A 16,363-nucleotide genomic window follows, 5' to 3' on the forward strand; every position below is an offset into this window, starting at 1 on the left:
CCTTTAATTTGAGCGCCGAAATAGACATTGTCGTTTGATTCGGGTGGAAGAAAAAAGCTCACGCTAGACGCCGTAACGGCAAATGGCTAGCATGCGACTGCAACCCTCATAACAACCGACTCAGGCCAAGGACGAAGCGATGAAATTAGAGATCCGCGCTGTAAAAGGGCAAGGCGACGCCCCCAATGAATACCTTATGCTACTCGCTCTTGATGATTGCGACCTGGGCAAATACGCCGTGGTTGACAACACCTACGATGCTTCAGGGAATGCCAGTAACAAAGTTCGGCATACTTTTTTCTTTCCGTCCAAACTGGTTAAGAAAGGTGACCGGATTGCTTTGTACACCAAATCGGGAAAATATAGTCTAGGTACAACGACTACTGAAAAACCTCTCCATCGTTTCTATTGGGGCCTGAATAATGCGGTATGGAATGATTCAGGGGACACAGTTCATCTTTTGGAAATAAGTGGCGTTAAAAAACTCAAAGTCCCCCCGAAAGCCTAAACTGCCTACTCTGGGGTTTTACTAAAGACCTTACGCTGGTACTGCGAACATTAAGAGTCGCTGGCCTAAAGGCATGGAAAGAGAATCTTGGCTATCCATTTTCTCGCCTAAATACTGAGCTCACCGAACTCAAGTCCGTCCCAATCTTTGTGAGTTCATCGGGTGTGTGAGATCAGGTTAAAACCCTTTCTCCTGCCGCAGCAGTACACCTCTGTTACAGCAAACGACATAGGGTCTCCACACCCCTGCCTCTCCACTCCGACGACGGCTCCATACCAAACAGCTCGATAGCTTGGTGTCATCAAAGGGGAGTGGTAGGCCTTTTATGTTACCGAACCGGCGTTTCGCCAGCTCGCAGAATGAAACGCGGGTGCAGCTCTCAGTGAGCACTTCAATTGTTCGTACCCCCCTAAAAATGTCCATCCTGGAATAAACGACGCTCAGCACGATAGGTGCGCATAGGAGCAAATCTGCGCTGAACACGACGTAGTCAGTGGGAAAGGGATGATAGGCAGCAAGGAACCCCGCTCAATAAACAGCAATTTTCTGAAAGAACCCCCTAAGGATCGACACTAAGGTGCGTGCTCGAAATGTGAAAATTTCGTGAAATTTTGGCTTTTTCCACCTGATTGTCTCGGCTGATGGTTGGAAACCGGGGGTACGAATGAATTCCGATGTTAAAACGTTACAGACCTCATGTATCGAAGCATGTTTGAAGTTGGCTCTAACCGGAGTAGCCTTAAGTATGATTTGGTTAGACATCGTTGTATTCAAAACGAATATGTTGGAAATGTCCTTTGTAGAAATTTCTCAAGAGACAATGCTATTTCTGTGTGCAGCATTATTTTTTGCAGGCACAAGCACCTCAGATAAAAAGGGATTCAGCATTTTGGTTGGTGGCTTTTTCGCATGCCTGTTAATGCGGGAACTGGATGGCTTACTAGACCCGATAAGTCATAGCGCCTGGTGTTGGCCATTCACAGCCATAGCAACAGTCTCCATTGCTCTTGCCTTCAACAAAAAAAATCGCCAGGGAACACTGATTGCCTTAGCGTCCTTCGCTCGTACTCGAGTATTTGGGACCATGACTACGGGGCTGAGCATTTTGGTATTTTCTCGTGTATTTGGCATGGGTGATTTTTGGCACTTAGTTCTGAGCGAAGGTTACATGAGACTCGCCAAGACTACCGTTGAAGAAGGTATCGAGCTACTCACCTATTCGATATGGCTGGCCGCTAGTATTGAGCACTTCACGCATACTCAAATTTCGAAGAAACGCTCAGTCACTTTAGAACCAGAGCTGAGTTCATTTTACGGGTACGCCAACAGCCCTTCATGAGCACACACCTATCAATTATTCTCTTTTATCCGCTTATGATTTTTTCATAAGCGCAGCACATGCATCCGCCCCACAGAAAAGCATGTTTCTGTAAGAACATTACTAAAATCGATGCTAGCGTCTTCGCAAATACCTTGCGCCGCATTCACCAGCAGCTGCTTGTTAATCAACCCTGTTCAACTCTGGCGCCTAATTCAATCGTCACCGAATAATCCCAGCTCAGAAGGAACTATCCATGAATAAATATACCCGCATTGGTCAATTGTTAGTGCTGGTGGCCGCCCCTGGTTTTGCTCACGCCTATGAAGCTGGTGACATCATCGTTCGTGCTGGCGCAATCACCGTTGAGCCGAACGAGGATAGTTCCGGCGTGAAAAGCTCGCTAGGCAATTTGGGTGGCAAAGCAACGGTCGACAGCGACACTCGGCTAGGCCTCAATTTTGCCTACATGATGACAGACCATTTGGGGATCGAATTATTGGCAGCCACATTTAGCCATGATGTAGGTGTCCATGGCCTGTCAGGCAATCTGGCAGGACTCAACGGCGACCTCGGTGATATCAAACAGCTGCCACCCACTCTGAGCTTGATCTACTACCCGCTGGATAAAAATTACGCGTTCCAACCGTACGCAGGTATAGGTCTTAATTACACAGCCTTTTATGACACTCACACTTCAAGCAGTGCTGAAGCCAAAGGGTACAGCAACCTTGACCTGGATAACTCTTGGGGAATGGCCGCACAAATCGGTGTCGACTACATGCTTGACGAGCATTGGATGGTCAACGGCCAGCTGCGTTATATCGACATTGACACTAATGCCCACGTCGATTTGGCCGGCGCCGGAGACTTGAAGCTTAATGTGGACATCGATCCTTGGGTGTATATGATCGGCCTGGGGTACAAGTTTTAAACCAACCTCTGCGCCAATCCACGTAAGGATCGAACTTCACGGACAATTCCTTACCGCACTACCACGCAGGTCGCTGCGCATTAGGCAATTTAAGAGACCTTGGTAATACGACTCAGATGGCTGACACGGTCAAGCTAGCCTATATGGAAGCTCTGTTTGAATTGCATAGTCGATACTGTCGCATGAGGAGTTTCTATGTGTATTGGCGACGTACCGGAAAGTAACAGGCATTCATAAATTCCCACTCTTTAATAATTTTTACTAGTTTATTGAAGTTCTTCATAAGCACGGTCTACATATATCGCCCTTGCAAAAAAGCATATTTTTGAAAGCAATCAGCTAACGGCAATGTTAACGTCCTTGTGTGACCACCTTTGCTCGAACTTCACAAGCAACTGTTATCTGTAACGACAGTCTCATCCCCACCAATAAATCGGTTACCTGAGGGTCTTTCAATGACAGTAATACCTAAACTCATTCTGTCAGCAGTGGCTGTTTGCATCAGCTGCATTGCTGTCGCGGACAACGAGAAAAAATTCCTTTACACATTAACGAATAACATCAAAGAAAATGAAAATGCAGTCGCGCAATACAAACGACTGAATGATGGCACACTTCAATTCATAAGATTCTACAAAACGAATGGCACAGGAATCAATAATAACACTCACGGAAAACTTGGACCGCAGGATAACGACTCGCAAATCATCGTCACGAACGATAAAAAACTACTTTATGCAGTGAATACGCACAGCAATAATATATCCGGATTTAACATTAGAAAAGATGGCACCCTAACCGAAATTCCGGGCTCACCATTTCCATCAAAGGGTATCGCACCAGTCAGCATTAATATTTCAGGAAACATCTTGGTCGTTGCTAATCGAAACGAGGACTATCATCAAAAAGCGAGCTTATCTGACCCTGAGGGAGCCAGTTACACTTCGTTTGAAATTCAGCAAAATGGGGCTTTGATGTACGCGGATAGCTTGAAGGTGCCTGGCTTCCAGAAGCCCGCGCAAATTCACGCATCGAAAACAGTAAAGAATTTATTTTTCGCCGATGAATTTCAAGTTGACGTGGATTTTGACGGAGAGGGTAATCGGTCTTTTTTAGCAGGCCCTAAAAACAGCGTTCAAGGCCAAGTTAGGACCATGAGAGTCGACGAAAAGGGAAAAATTACGCTTACTGATGTAGTCACACTACCGGAGACGATTGAGAATTATCTATACATTGGTTCGCCAGGCGTTCCCTCAATGCCATTAGGCATTTGGAGTCATCCATCGCAAAATATACTATATGCAGGGTTCGTAACGAGAAATCAGCTGGGTGTATTCTCATACGATCACTTTGGTCGGCTCAAATTTGTAAACGCAGTAAACAATAGCGGTCAAGATATCTGTTGGGTACTGGTCAACAAACAAGCGACGCGACTTTATACAGTGAACAACCTGCCACGCTTAAATACACAGCAGACTACAAGTACAATATCTGTTTATGACATTGCAGGCGAAAACGCCTTGTCACCTATGGAAATTCAAGTCGTTGATGTTCCTATCCCTGGTGAGCCGTTCATCAACAACCGAAGCTTGGTACAGCCAGGAAGCACTTCATTCGAGATAGCGCTTTCACCCGATGAGGATTTCCTTTATGTCATCAATCAAAGAATCAATCAGACCGAAGAAAACACTGGTAAAACTGGTAACGCCATACACAGTTTTTCTGTCCAAAAGGATGGCTTGATCAAGGCAACAGCCTCAGTCGACCTTTCAAAAGACGGATTCCCTTCGAACTCCAGGGCTCAAGGAGTCGTTGCGGTTGACCTCTGAAACTCAAAATTTTCGAGATGAACGCTGACATTCGTATGAACTACGAATGCCAGCGTAATCGAAAGATTTGACTAACAATTACTAACCCGCCAAACCAACAATTAGGAATCAAGTACCTGATGAATATTTTATTTAAACTCATCATTGATTTAATGCCCTCCCTCACTAGCACCGGCCACTAATTTTGTATTTTAGAAACGTGCTTTTTTTGGCGTATAAAATTTAATATTTCTCTTTTACCTACTTGCATTAACACCCTGCCACGCTATATACAATAAAGGCGAAACGGAAACCGCTAATTTTCCAAAAAACTGTTGGACCTGGTTTCGTAACCCATACTCATTACCGGAGTAAATCATGAAAAACAAATTCGCTCTGATCATATCGATTGCCATTTCCATATTTTCAATCCAGTCTCAAGCTTCTGACAATTTGTGCGACGTCAATCTACAAAGTATTGATGATGTCCTACATACGGCCGGCCAGAACCTCGGAGGAGGAGTAGTAAATAACCTTGAGAATGCAAAGAAAGAAGCAATAGAAGCAAAAAATGCCGGAGATATTAACAAATGTATTGCCGTGACACAGCGCGCCATCACTAGCATCGGCAATTCCAGTATGGGTGGAGGTCGCAACTAAACGCAGCTCCTGATTTGGCGTGCGAGTAGAGGTAGACTAATGGAAAGAATGTATTCTAAAACAGGAAATTACGTTCGCCTCAATTCCACGCCAAATACCCAATGCTTCTACCCCACGTAGAGCAATATGCCTCGGGTCCAGCCTCCCCTAGGCAAATACGGGATTTGTACCTTTTGCATCCTTTATCAGACTTGCGCGAACACAAATTCGACATTAGTAATACTGAGGAAACCAGGATGGTCTCCTGACAAAACCTTCAGCGATTAAAAGTCCCCTTTGAATCCAAGGTTCCAAGAAGCGCGCAGCGCTGCTTTTTTCAATGCCCGGACCTGCTCAGGATCCAGCTCACGAGAAATACTCTGCACGGTCGCCACGAGCGCCACAGTACCGATAAATTCCTCATTGATGCCTAATATTGGTGCAGCGATAGCAGAAATTCCCAGTGTTTCTTCCTCGATCGCAGACGCCCAGCCTTGAGACCTGGCTTCGCTGACCTGGCGCGCCAGCTCGACATGGTCGGTCACAGTATTGACGGTGATAGCAGGCAACTCGCCTGGCAGTTGATCCATGCTCAACTGCTTGGCGAAGGCCAAAGCGACCTTACCCTGAGCATTGCAATGCAGCTGCAGTTCAGTACCGATACGCACGCCAATTTCAAGAGTGGATTTCCCCAACAACGTTTCCACCACCATCAGCCGGCGCGCTTGAAGCACCGACAAAACCACTGTCAATCCCAACTCATCTCGCAGATCTCGAATGGCGTCAGTGGAAGCACTCAACAAGTCGATGCCGCTGGCTGCTACTTGCCCCAGCACATAGGCCTGGATGCCTAGCCGATACTTTGAGGTCTGCGGGTTTTGGCTCAAGTAACCACGCTCGACCAGAGTTTTCAGGTGCCTGAACACTGAGCCTTTGGTGGTGCACAGTTGTACGGCCAGCTCACTGACCCCCACCTCCTCCCCCGCGCTTGCCACCCGTTCAAGCACATCGAGGGCCAGTTGCACCGACCTGACCCCACCTTTCCCTGCATCGTCGCTCATATTTGATCCCCATTAATGCAATTCATCGAAGCTCGATCGAGCAAGGAAGCTTGTGCTGCAAATAAGCACGTTGTTCGCGTAGGCGAAACGATACATCTGTGCATCACTCATCAACAAGCCTTAGTCTCCGCATTTTTGCCTCGCTGAGCTTCTCATCTCGAAATGTTATTGGCCGCGGCATAAGCAGCTGATTTTTCTGTAAAAGCCCTCAATTTATCAAAAAAATCGCGAATGAGTTTTCTCTCATAGAAATACTATTACTCCTAGCGATACACAAAACATTTGACGACCACCGTCAATAGTCGTAAAAATGAAACCACGTACCGCATACGCATACGACTGATTGATGATTTAAGAGGATGACGTCATGACCGCTCGTGATTCGGCCCTGGCCCAGCGAGATATCGCCCACCATCTCCACCCGCAGACCAATCTGCGACTGCACGAACAGCAAGGCCCTTTGCTGATCGAGCGTGGCGAGGGCATCTATGTATTTGATGACCAAGGCCAGCGCTACATCGAGGGTATGTCAGGCCTGTGGTGTGCAACGCTGGGCTTCAGCCAGCCGCGCCTGGCTGAAGCGGCGTATGCGCAGATGTTGAAGCTGCCCTATCAGCAGACGTTTGCGCATCGCAGCCATGGGCCGGCCGCAGACCTGGCCGCTGAATTGATTGCCCATGCGCCGGCAGGCCTGGGCAAAGTGGTGTTCCAGAGTTCAGGATCGGAAGCGATCGATACCGCGATCAAATTCGTTCGCTACTACCACATTGCGCTGGGAAAACCGGGCAAGACGCGCCTGATTGCCCGTCACCGCAGCTACCATGGCACTACCCTGGCCGCCGCCAGCCTCACGGGTTTACCCAACATGCATAAAGGTTGGGGGGAGCCACTGGCCGATGTCATCCATGTGCGTTGCCCACACCTCTATCGCCAAGGTTTGCCAGGCGAAACCGAAGAAGCGTTCTCCACCCGTCTCGCCAAAGAATTGGAGCAAGCCATTCTCGACGCGGGTCCCGAAACCATTGGCGCATTTTTCGCGGAGCCCGTAATGGGTACCGGTGGCGTGATCCTGCCGCCAGCAGGCTATTTCGCCAAGGTTCAGGCGGTGCTGCGCAAATACGACATTCTGATGGTGGCCGATGAAGTGATCTGCGGCTTCGGTCGTACTGGTTATTACTGGGGTTGCCATGCCATGGGTATCCAGCCCGACATGCTGACCTGCGCCAAAGGTTTGTCCGCAGCGTTTCAGCCGATCTCAGCTTTGCTGCTCAGTGATCAGGTCTATCAGGTCATTGCCGATCAGAGCAACACCTTGGGTGGTCTGGGTCACGGTTATACCTATGGAGGGCATCCAGTGGCTGCAGCCGTAGCGTTGGAAACCCTGCGCATGTATGACGAGATGGATATCGTCGAACACGTGGCTGAGGTGGCCCCGGCCTTTCAGGCCGGCGTCAAAGCCTTTGCCGATCACCCCCTTGTGGGTGAAGCACGCGGCATCGGCCTGATGGCTGCGCTGGAGTTCGTCGCCGACAAACAGACGCGTGAACCCTTCCCTGCCGAGCTCAAAGTGGCGAGCAAAGTCAGCGATGTACTGCAACGCAACGGCATTCTGTTGCGTGCCCTGGGTGACACCTTGGTGATGGCACCGCCGCTGATCGTCGATGCCGATCAGATCCAGACTATTCTCAAGGCAGTGGCTCAGGCGCTCGACGAAGTCCTCGCGAGTATCCGACCATGACCGCACACTCCAGCCGCGCGTTGACCAGAGTGCCTATGCCAATACCCGACAACATCGCAGCACCCGAAACGCAAAGTCCGGTATTGGTTCGGTTCGAAGGTGTACACAAAACATATGACGAGCGTAGTTGGGTTGTAGACAACCTGGAGTTGAGCATCCGTCAGGGCGAATTTCTGTCCCTGCTGGGTCCAAGCGGCTCGGGAAAGACCACCACGCTGATGATGCTCGCCGGTTTCGACGCACCGGATCGTGGCCGTATCCTCATGGACGGCCATGACATCAGCAAACTGCCGGCTTATAAACGGGACATGGGCGTGGTCTTCCAAAGCTACGCCCTCTTCCCGCACATGAGCGTGGCCGAGAACGTCGCCTTCCCCCTCAACCTGCGCAAAGTTCCGGCCGCCGAAGCAAAGGTTCGGGTCAAGGAGGCGCTGGCACTGGCGCGCCTGGAAGGATTCGAAGATCGCAACCCGGCCCAGTTGTCCGGAGGCCAGCAGCAACGTGTCGCGCTCGCCCGGGCGCTGGTGTATCGCCCACGCATCCTGCTGATGGACGAACCGCTGGGCGCCCTCGACAAGGGTTTGCGCGAACACATGCAACTGGAACTCAAAGCCATCCACAAACAGTTGGGCATCACATTTGTCTACGTCACCCACGACCAAGACGAAGCCATGACCATGTCTGATCGCGTAGCAGTTTTCAATGAAGGCAAAATCGCCCAGATCGACCGGCCGGAAACCATTTACAACCGGCCTGCCACGCGCTTCGTAGCGAATTTTCTGGGCGAGACCAATATTCTGGAAGGTGTTCTGGTCAGTGTCTCGGGCAACCTCGCACGAATCCGCCTGACCGAAGGCGGCACGGTCCATGAGGCATTTTGCTCTGACTCCGAGCTGGCCGCGGGTGACCCGGCAGCGCTTGCAATTCGCCCAGAGAACCTACGACTGGCAGCTCCAGGAGATGCCTCGATTCAAGCCAATGTCGTTGACAGCATCTTTCATGGCGCTCACTGCAAGCTGCGCTTGGTGATGAGCAATGGCTGTGAGCTGTCGATGACTTACAACCCGGGAAACCTAGGCCAGGCCCCTCCCCAGCCCGGCGAAAGCGTGAGACTGGCGTTGCCCGCCGCTCAAGCAATGGTTTTGTGCTGAGCGCCGCAAAGAACAAGAACGCTTCGATCTGTTACGTCACTACTGCCGACCACAACTAAATCAAAAGTCTGGGAGTCACATCATGTTCAATTCATGCTCCGTTCGCAGTCTCACCTTCGTTTTGTGCGGGCTTGCCCTGCTCCAGGGAACCGCCCAGGCCAGAGACCTGACCGTGGCCTCTTGGGGCGGTGCGTATCAGGATGTGCAGCGCAAGATCTTCTTCGAACCGTACAGCCAAGCCAGCGGCAACAAAATCATCGATGACAGTTGGGAAGGCGGCATCGGGTTGTTGAGAACTCACGCCGAAGGCGCCGACAGTGGTTGGGACGTGGTTCAAGTCGAGGCCGAAGACTTACAGCTGGGTTGCGGTGAAGGGCTTTTCGTATCGATGGACTTCAAACGCATCGGCGGCAAGGACAACTACATCCCCAGTGCGGTCAGCGAATGCGGTGTCGGCAGTGCGGTCTACAATTTCGTGCTGGGCTACGACACCAGCAAAGCCAGTCGTGCCCCGAAAGATTGGAGCGACTTTTTCGACACTAAAACTTTCCCCGGCAAACGCGCATTGCGCCAGGGTCCCAAGGGCAACCTGGAAATCGCTCTCATGGCCGACGGTGTTGCACCGGCCGACGTCTACAAAGTCCTCAACACCTCAGGCGGCGTAGAGCGTGCTTTCAAGAAGCTCGACACGATCAAGAACCAACTGCTGTTCTGGAAAGCGGGTGGCCAGCCGATGCAATTACTGGCATCAGGTGAAGTGAGCATGACTACGTCCTATAACGGTCGGGTCACCAACGCGATTCATCAGGATCACAAGCCATTCGGGCTAGTCTGGAATCAGTCTCTGCAAACCATGGACAGCTGGGTGATCCTCGCCAACTCGCCCAACGTCGACAAAGCCTATGGCCTGCTGGATGTCATGGGAAAAGCTGAGAACCAGAAGAAATGGCCAAGCTTGCAGCCGACCGGAATCACGTCCGTCAAAGGGATCGCCGAAACTGATCCGGCTGCTCTAGCCGACTCCCCGAGCGCGCCTCAGAACAGCGCCAACGTGCTGGTGCTCAACGACAAGTTCTGGGTCGACCGTATCGACGAGCTGAACGCCAAATGGACCGCCTGGTCGGCCCAGTGATCCGAATCGAGTAAAAAGACATGAGTGCAATCGTAATCAATGCCTCATCACCGGTGGTCGCCCGCAAGGATCGCGGCGCCCTCTGGCGCGCCTACGGCCTGCTGGCTCCCTTGGTGGTGTTTCTTGTCCTGACCTTCGTCGGTCCGATCGGCACATTGCTGTGGCGCGCGGTCGCTGACAGCGAACTGCCCCAGGCGATGCCCGCGACGGCCAGTGCCGTTGCACAATGGGATGGCACGTCGGCCCCTGATGAGCAGCTGTTCAAACCGCTGGTACAGGATCTCAACGCGGTATCGCCCCGCGACCTGGCGGCGGCTGCCCGTCGCCTGGCCTACGAGGCGCCGGAACTGCGGGCTTTACTGATGGCGGCCAAACGCGAGGCCGGTAATCTGGACGGCAGCAGCGCGGGCATGCAAAAGCTCGACCCACGCTGGCTGGAAAATGCTACCTGGCAAACCTTCAAACGCGCCTCAGGCCCTGTCGGGACTTACCACTTGTTGTCCGCCGTGGACATGAAACACGACTACCAACAGGGCCTGGTCGCCAAGGATGAAGCCGGCCTGTATCGCTCGATCCTTGGACGCACCTTTGGCATCGCCGCCATCACAACCCTGGTTTGTGTGCTGCTGGCCTTCCCGCTGTGCGTGTTTCTGGACCGCCGAACACCCAAGACCCGCAACGCACTGTTGCTGCTGATTCTGCTGCCGTTCTGGACGTCGATTCTGGTTCGCACGACGGCCTGGATGGTGCTGTTACAGGACCAGGGCATCGTCAACGCAATGCTGTTGAAGCTGGGATGGGTCAACAGTCCGTTGCACCTGTTGTACAACCGCTTCGGCGTGATCCTGGCCTTGGTTCACGTGATGCTGCCGTTCATGGTTTTCCCGCTTCTTGCCGCCATGTCCAGTTGCAATCGCTTGCTGGTACAGGCGGCCTACTCGATGGGCGCTCGCCCACCGCGGGTGTTTTTCCAGGTTTACCTTCCTCAGGTCCTCCCTGGGCTGGCGGCCGGTGCATTGATGGTCTTCATCGTCACCCTCGGCTTCTACATCACACCCGCATTGCTCGGTGGGCCGGCCGATCAAATGATCAGTTTCTACATCGCCCAATTCACCACCGGCACACTGAACTGGGGCCTGGCTTCGGCGTTGGGCCTGGTGCTGTTGGTCGCGACCACCCTGCTCTACCTCATTCAGGCGCATCTTGCCCGCCGCAGTACAGGAGCGAAGTGATGATCCGTAATCCCAATCGCGGGCCGATGGCCTGGGCCGGTAATTTCGGCGTGTCACTGAGTGGCTGTCTGGTACTGGCCTTTCTGCTGCTGCCTATTCTTATCGTACTGCCGCTCTCGTTCAGCGACAGCCGCTACATGTCGCTGCCGCTGGGGCACTTTACTTTGCGTTGGTATGAGGACTTCTTCTCCTCCTCGCAATGGCTGAGCGCGCTGTTCAACAGCTTTGCGGTGGCGCTGGCGAGTACCGCGCTTGCCGTGATCCTGGGTGGACTGGCTGCGCTGGGGCTCCGACACCCGGCCATGCCGGGTAAACGCTTCATCGAAGTCCTGCTGATCGCACCCATGATCGTGCCGGCGGTGATCGTCGGCGTGGGCATGTATTTTGTGTTTTCCAATGCAGGCCTGACGCGAACCTACCTGGGGTTGATTCTGGCGCACACCACCCTGGCGGTGCCGTTCGTGGTGGTCAATGTCGGTTCGGCACTGGGCGGCCTCAACCAGCGTCTGTTATGGGCCGCGGCCAGCATGGGCGCCACGCCCTGGACAACCCTGCGCAAAGTGACATTACCGCTCATCTCGCCAGGCCTGGTGTCCGGAGGACTCTTCGCCTTTGCCACCTCGCTGGATGAGGTCGTGGTGACGCTGTTCCTCGCCGGCCCCGATCAGCGCACGCTGCCTCGCGAGATGTTCACCACGGCCCGCGAAGCCTTGAGCCCGGTATTGCTGTCCGCCGCCACCATCATGGTGCTGTTCGCCACCTTGCTGTTGCTGTTGTCACGTGTTGCGACTCGACGCTAGTAACGGCCAGATCTTCGTGCAAAAAAAGGACAGGCCCGCATTGCAGGTCTGTCCTTTTTTCCATTTGAGCGCCCCGAAGAGGCCCCGACGGCCACCCCCCGGAATCGAATGAGGCCCAGCTGCGGGGTTGGCGGCGACTCTATCCATCACAAACGCTTGTAGATCCCGGCATGCAAACGCTCGCTGATCTCAGCCGCTGCCGATTGCAGTTCGCGCAGCATGGCTGCCGGGGGTGGCGAGGGGATCGCCGCGCTGGGGCCCACGATGCCAATGGTGCCGACTATCACGTCGTTCTCGCGAAAGATCGGGCAGCACAGGGCGTTGATGCCCATGGTCACTTCACTGTCGGCATCGTCATAAAGCCGTTGGCGAATCAGTTCAAGACGCTGCAGGAGCGCCTCGGGATCGTGCAGGGTGTGCTCGGTCAGACGCGGCATTTTGCGTCGCATGACCCGTTGCTGGCTGGCGGCATCGGCGAACGCAAGCACCGTGCGCCCCTGTGCCGAACAATAGGGCAACACGCGGTTACCAGGCTTGACTGAAATGCACACATTCGCTTTGGACTCGACACACGACACCACCAGTGCAGTGTCATGGGTGGCGACCGCCAGCAGTGCCGTTTGCCCCGTGGCATCGCGGATGCGCGTCAGGTAAGGATCGGCAATGGCGCGCAGGTCGAACTGCTCACCGGCCGCCTCACCGTAGGCGACCAGGCGAGCCCCAAGCAGGTATTTCTCGCTGACGGGATCTTGTTCGAGGATGCCAAGCTGACGCATCGAGGCCAGATGCCTGTAGGTTCTGGGCTTGGCGGTTTGAAGCAGGTGTGCCAGTTCAGTCACACCCAAAGGGCGGCGTGCAGCCGTCAGCTCATCGAGCAGACGGAACACCATTTCCACCGATTCCAGCAATACGGGGCCGGTGGTGGGCTTTTCGTCATCCTGTTCCAAGAGGTCACCTCTAGTCGATCACTGGAAAAGCCCGATTGTATCTCCTGCCGAAACACTTGTGTTGTTCTGCGATATCAGACGCTCGAGAATTCAGGCAAGCCTTTAACGGCCCTGGCGCCTGGAGGCTTGATCGAAAACATGACAAATGCCCCGATCAGCGTCATGCCGGCCAGCGCATACAGGCCATATTCCAGGTGCCCGCTGCTCTGCTTGATCCACCCCAGCATGAAGGGGCTGGCATAACCGCCCAGATTACCGACGGTGGCGATCAGGGCAATACCTGCCGCCGCCGCAGTCCCGGTGAGCAGTACACCGGGCAGCGCCCACAAGACACAGAAACCTGCCAGGCCGCCAGACATGGCCAGACTCAGCCCTGCCAACGACAACACCGGTTGATCATGGAAGTACGCCGCAATGGCGAGTCCCAGGGCTGAAGCCAGGTTGCAAAGCGTACCGTGCCAACGTCGTTCACGTTTTTTATCCGAGTGACGGCTGACCAATACCATGACGACCGAGGCCACAGCGAAGGGAATGGCAGCGATCAACCCGGTGTGAAACAGGCTTTTCACCCCAAGCCCCTGAACGATCTGCGGCAGCCAGAACGACACCCCATAGGTACCGCACAGTAATGCGAAATTCACATAGATCAGGCACCACAAATCCTTATTGACGAATGCCGCACGGAAGTTGTGTCCAGCCCCCGCCGCCTCATGTTGCTGACGCTGGGCCGCCAGTTGTTGCACCACGCGCGCGTTCTGTTCAGGACTCAACCAATGCACCTTGCCAGGTCGATCGTCCAGGTAAAAAAACACAGCGATGCCCAGCAGCACGGCCGGAAGGCCCTCCAGCAAAAACAACCATTGCCAGCCCGCCATGCCCGCTACGCCGGCAAAGGTCTGCATGATCCAGCCGGACAGCGGACTGCCCAATACGCCGGCCATCGCAATACCCAGATTGAACCAGGCCATGCCTTGGGACCGCGCGTAGGAAGGAAACCAGTAGGTCATGTACAGCACGACCCCGGGATAGAACCCGGCCTCGGCCATGCCCAGCAGAAAGCGCAGGATATAAAAGGCCGTTGGCGTTTTGACGAACATCATGGAGATCGACAGCAATCCCCAGGTGATCATGATCCGGGTGATCCAGAACCTCGCCCCTACGCGCTGCAGGACCATGTTGCTGGGGATCTCGCACAGGCAGTAGCCGATGAAGAAAACCCCGGCTCCGAAACCGAACGCCAGATCGCTCAAACCGATATCGGCCGACATCTGAAGCTTGGCAAATCCAACGTTCACACGATCCAGAAAGGCGACGACGTACAAAACGAACAGAAACGGTAACAGGCGCCAGGCGACACGGTTGTAGAGCACGCTGTCCTGTTCATTGTCGAAGGTGCTGCGGGATATGAGGTTCATCGCTGTACTCTTGTAATTGTTGTGCATGCGAAGAGGTGCGCATCAGGCGCAGATTTGATCGGGCTACGCGGCGCTCCCCAAAATGAAATCGGCACACCGCTCACCGATCATGATGCAGGGTGCATTCGTATTGCCGCTGACGATGGTCGGCATGATCGACGCGTCAGCGACGCGCAGCCCCTGCACGCCATGCACCCGAAGATCGGGCCCGACCACTGCGTTGGCGTCCGTCCCCATTCGACAGGTTCCCGCCGGATGGAAAACGGTTTTTGCAACACTGCGCACGTAGTCCTCCAGCACATGGTCTGGAATGTCGTCGTGATCAGGTAGCAACAGCATCTTTTCCACGACGCAGGCCAGCGATGGTGCACGCAAGATGCGTCGGGCAAATCTCACGCCCGCCACCATGGTCCGAAGGTCGTGCTCATCACTCAGATAGTTGGCCTTCAGTGACACCTCATGCATCGGATCGGCACTTTTCAGGCGCAGTTGGCCGCGCGAGCGTGGGCGCAAGGCGCAAGGGTTGATCGAGATACCGTGGCCACTGGGGGGCAACCGGTCGATGTCGCCCACCAGCGCGGGCACCACGTGAAATTGCACATCGGGCCGACCGCAACCGGTGGCATCGACGAAAGCGCCGCTCTCGACCACATTGGAGCTGAGCAGACCCGAACGGTTGGCCAGGTACTTGAGCCCATGCCCCAACGCCCGCAAGCCGCGGTCATGTCCGAGCAAGCTGACAGGTTCGCGTGTTTGCGCATAAACAGAAGCACTGAGGTGGTCCTGGAAGTTCTCGCCCACACCCGGCGAGTGAACGCGCGTAGCAATGCCCATTTCATCCAGATGAGCTCGCGGCCCCATCCCCGACAGCATCAAAAGCTTGGGCGAGGCGATCGCGCCGGCACTGACAATGACCTCTGCACGGGCGGCAAACCTGACCACAATACCTTCGCGATCCGTGGCCTGAACGCCCGTGACCCGACGACCATCGAACAGCAGTTCGGTGACATGGGTCTCGGTGCGTACCTTGAGGTTTATGTTGTTGCGCAAAGGCCGTATGTAAGCCACCGCCGAACTGGCGCGTCGACCGTGTGAAGTGGTGGTCTGATAGAAGCCCGCGCCCTCCTGCCTGGCGCCATTGAAATCGTCTGTCTCGCGTACCCCCGCTTCGACAGCGGCCTGCACAAAGGCACGGCTCAGGGCATGCCGGTGTCCCGCGTCACTGACATTCAGTGGGCCCGACTGGCCGTGCAAGGCACCGCTCAACCGGACATTCGATTCACAGCGCCGAAACACCGGCAGAACATCCTGCCATCCCCATCCGGGGCAACCACTGGCCTGCCAATCGTCATAATCCTGTGCCTGGCCGCGAATATAAATCATCGCGTTCACCGAACTACCGCCCCCCAGTGTGCGGCCTTGAGGAATGTAGACCTGGCGTTGATTGACGAAAGGCTCGGGTTCGGTGCGATACATCCAGGTACGCCGGGAGCCGTGAACCCGGATGAAGGTGCCAGGAATGTGAATGTACGGATGGTTGTCAGGCGGTCCGGCTTCAATCAACAGCACCTGTTTGCCAGCGTTCGCCAGCCGTGCGCTCAAGGCACAGCCAGCGGAACCGGCCCCGACCACAATGTAATCGAAGGTTTGCATTGGCATTGATCTCGGTGTCGGGTGTCC

General features: G+C 54.2%; 14 protein-coding genes. 10 read left to right on the forward strand and 4 right to left on the reverse strand.

Annotated elements, in window-relative coordinates:
* Window positions 1-139: 139 nt before the first annotated feature.
* The 5 genes from ACW9HW_RS00415 (at window position 140) to ACW9HW_RS00435 (ending at window position 5,228) form a co-directional block, all read left to right on the forward strand.
* Entirely contained in the window at window positions 140-508 is a 369-nt protein-coding gene (locus ACW9HW_RS00415) for a hypothetical protein (RefSeq protein ID WP_457397362.1), read from the forward strand.
* 745 nt (window positions 509-1,253) lie between these two features.
* A complete protein-coding gene (locus ACW9HW_RS00420) occupies window positions 1,254-1,847 on the forward strand; it encodes a hypothetical protein (RefSeq protein ID WP_457397364.1) in 594 nt (197 codons plus the stop codon).
* Window positions 1,848-2,082: 235 nt separating this feature from the next.
* A complete protein-coding gene (locus ACW9HW_RS00425; protein WP_457397365.1) occupies window positions 2,083-2,760 on the forward strand; it encodes an OmpW/AlkL family protein in 678 nt (225 codons plus the stop codon).
* Window positions 2,761-3,215: 455 nt separating this feature from the next.
* Window positions 3,216-4,589, forward strand: coding sequence for a beta-propeller fold lactonase family protein (locus ACW9HW_RS00430; protein WP_457397366.1), 1,374 nt, complete (start codon window positions 3,216-3,218; stop codon window positions 4,587-4,589).
* A 357-nt stretch (window positions 4,590-4,946) separates the two neighbouring features.
* On the forward strand, window positions 4,947-5,228 hold the full coding sequence (locus ACW9HW_RS00435; protein ID WP_457397368.1) for a hypothetical protein: 282 nt from the start codon (window positions 4,947-4,949) through the stop codon (window positions 5,226-5,228).
* A 263-nt stretch (window positions 5,229-5,491) separates the two neighbouring features.
* Here ACW9HW_RS00435 and ACW9HW_RS00440 read toward each other — a convergent pair whose 3' ends face one another.
* Complete coding sequence (locus ACW9HW_RS00440; RefSeq protein WP_457397369.1) at window positions 5,492-6,268, reverse strand: IclR family transcriptional regulator; 777 nt, start codon at window positions 6,266-6,268, stop codon at window positions 5,492-5,494.
* A gap of 367 nt (window positions 6,269-6,635) precedes the next feature.
* Between ACW9HW_RS00440 and ACW9HW_RS00445 the strand changes: the two genes are divergently transcribed.
* The 5 genes from ACW9HW_RS00445 to ACW9HW_RS00465 all read left to right on the forward strand — a co-directional run bounded on the left by ACW9HW_RS00445 (window position 6,636) and on the right by ACW9HW_RS00465 (window position 12,321).
* Complete coding sequence (locus ACW9HW_RS00445; RefSeq protein WP_457397371.1) at window positions 6,636-8,006, forward strand: aminotransferase; 1,371 nt, start codon at window positions 6,636-6,638, stop codon at window positions 8,004-8,006.
* Window positions 8,007-8,041: 35 nt separating this feature from the next.
* A complete protein-coding gene (locus ACW9HW_RS00450) occupies window positions 8,042-9,157 on the forward strand; it encodes an ABC transporter ATP-binding protein (protein WP_457397373.1) in 1,116 nt (371 codons plus the stop codon).
* Between the two features lie 82 nt (window positions 9,158-9,239).
* The gene (locus ACW9HW_RS00455) at window positions 9,240-10,289 is read left to right on the forward strand and encodes an ABC transporter substrate-binding protein (RefSeq protein WP_457397374.1); all 1,050 of its coding nucleotides are present in this window, start codon (window positions 9,240-9,242) and stop codon (window positions 10,287-10,289) included.
* A gap of 20 nt (window positions 10,290-10,309) precedes the next feature.
* Complete coding sequence (locus ACW9HW_RS00460) at window positions 10,310-11,521, forward strand: ABC transporter permease (RefSeq protein ID WP_457397376.1); 1,212 nt, start codon at window positions 10,310-10,312, stop codon at window positions 11,519-11,521.
* 2 nt (window positions 11,522-11,523) lie between these two features.
* Window positions 11,524-12,321 carry an ABC transporter permease gene (locus tag ACW9HW_RS00465; protein WP_457397634.1) on the forward strand — a complete coding sequence of 266 codons (798 nt, stop codon included), beginning with the start codon at window positions 11,524-11,526 and terminating at the stop codon, window positions 12,319-12,321.
* 146 nt (window positions 12,322-12,467) lie between these two features.
* Here the strand turns inward: ACW9HW_RS00465 and ACW9HW_RS00470 are convergent, their stop codons facing one another.
* The 3 genes from ACW9HW_RS00470 to ACW9HW_RS00480 all read right to left on the reverse strand — a co-directional run bounded on the left by ACW9HW_RS00470 (window position 12,468) and on the right by ACW9HW_RS00480 (window position 16,336).
* Complete coding sequence (locus ACW9HW_RS00470; RefSeq protein WP_457397378.1) at window positions 12,468-13,268, reverse strand: IclR family transcriptional regulator; 801 nt, start codon at window positions 13,266-13,268, stop codon at window positions 12,468-12,470.
* Window positions 13,269-13,342: 74 nt separating this feature from the next.
* Entirely contained in the window at window positions 13,343-14,683 is a 1,341-nt protein-coding gene (locus ACW9HW_RS00475) for an MFS transporter (RefSeq protein WP_457397380.1), read from the reverse strand.
* A gap of 63 nt (window positions 14,684-14,746) precedes the next feature.
* Complete coding sequence (locus ACW9HW_RS00480) at window positions 14,747-16,336, reverse strand: GMC family oxidoreductase (RefSeq protein WP_457397382.1); 1,590 nt, start codon at window positions 16,334-16,336, stop codon at window positions 14,747-14,749.
* Window positions 16,337-16,363: the final 27 nt, after the last annotated feature.

Source organism: Pseudomonas sp. SDO5532_S415 (genome assembly GCF_054071155.1).

Excerpts from the sequence above, each read along its gene's own strand:
- ACW9HW_RS00460 (WP_457397376.1), top strand. The coding sequence starts at position 10,310 with ATGAGTGCAATCGTAATCAATGCCTCATCACCGGTGGTCGCCCGCAAG.
- ACW9HW_RS00420 (WP_457397364.1), top strand. The coding sequence starts at position 1,254 with ATGATTTGGTTAGACATCGTTGTATTCAAAACGAATATGTTGGAAATG.
- ACW9HW_RS00440 (WP_457397369.1), bottom strand. The coding sequence starts at position 6,268 with ATGAGCGACGATGCAGGGAAAGGTGGGGTCAGGTCGGTGCAACTGGCC.
- ACW9HW_RS00455 (WP_457397374.1), top strand. The coding sequence starts at position 9,240 with ATGTTCAATTCATGCTCCGTTCGCAGTCTCACCTTCGTTTTGTGCGGG.
- ACW9HW_RS00480 (WP_457397382.1), bottom strand. The coding sequence starts at position 16,336 with ATGCAAACCTTCGATTACATTGTGGTCGGGGCCGGTTCCGCTGGCTGT.
- ACW9HW_RS00435 (WP_457397368.1), top strand. The coding sequence starts at position 4,947 with ATGAAAAACAAATTCGCTCTGATCATATCGATTGCCATTTCCATATTT.
- ACW9HW_RS00445 (WP_457397371.1), top strand. The coding sequence starts at position 6,636 with ATGACCGCTCGTGATTCGGCCCTGGCCCAGCGAGATATCGCCCACCAT.
- ACW9HW_RS00415 (WP_457397362.1), top strand. The coding sequence starts at position 140 with ATGAAATTAGAGATCCGCGCTGTAAAAGGGCAAGGCGACGCCCCCAAT.
- ACW9HW_RS00425 (WP_457397365.1), top strand. The coding sequence starts at position 2,083 with ATGAATAAATATACCCGCATTGGTCAATTGTTAGTGCTGGTGGCCGCC.
- ACW9HW_RS00475 (WP_457397380.1), bottom strand. The coding sequence starts at position 14,683 with ATGAACCTCATATCCCGCAGCACCTTCGACAATGAACAGGACAGCGTG.
- ACW9HW_RS00430 (WP_457397366.1), top strand. The coding sequence starts at position 3,216 with ATGACAGTAATACCTAAACTCATTCTGTCAGCAGTGGCTGTTTGCATC.
- ACW9HW_RS00450 (WP_457397373.1), top strand. The coding sequence starts at position 8,042 with ATGCCAATACCCGACAACATCGCAGCACCCGAAACGCAAAGTCCGGTA.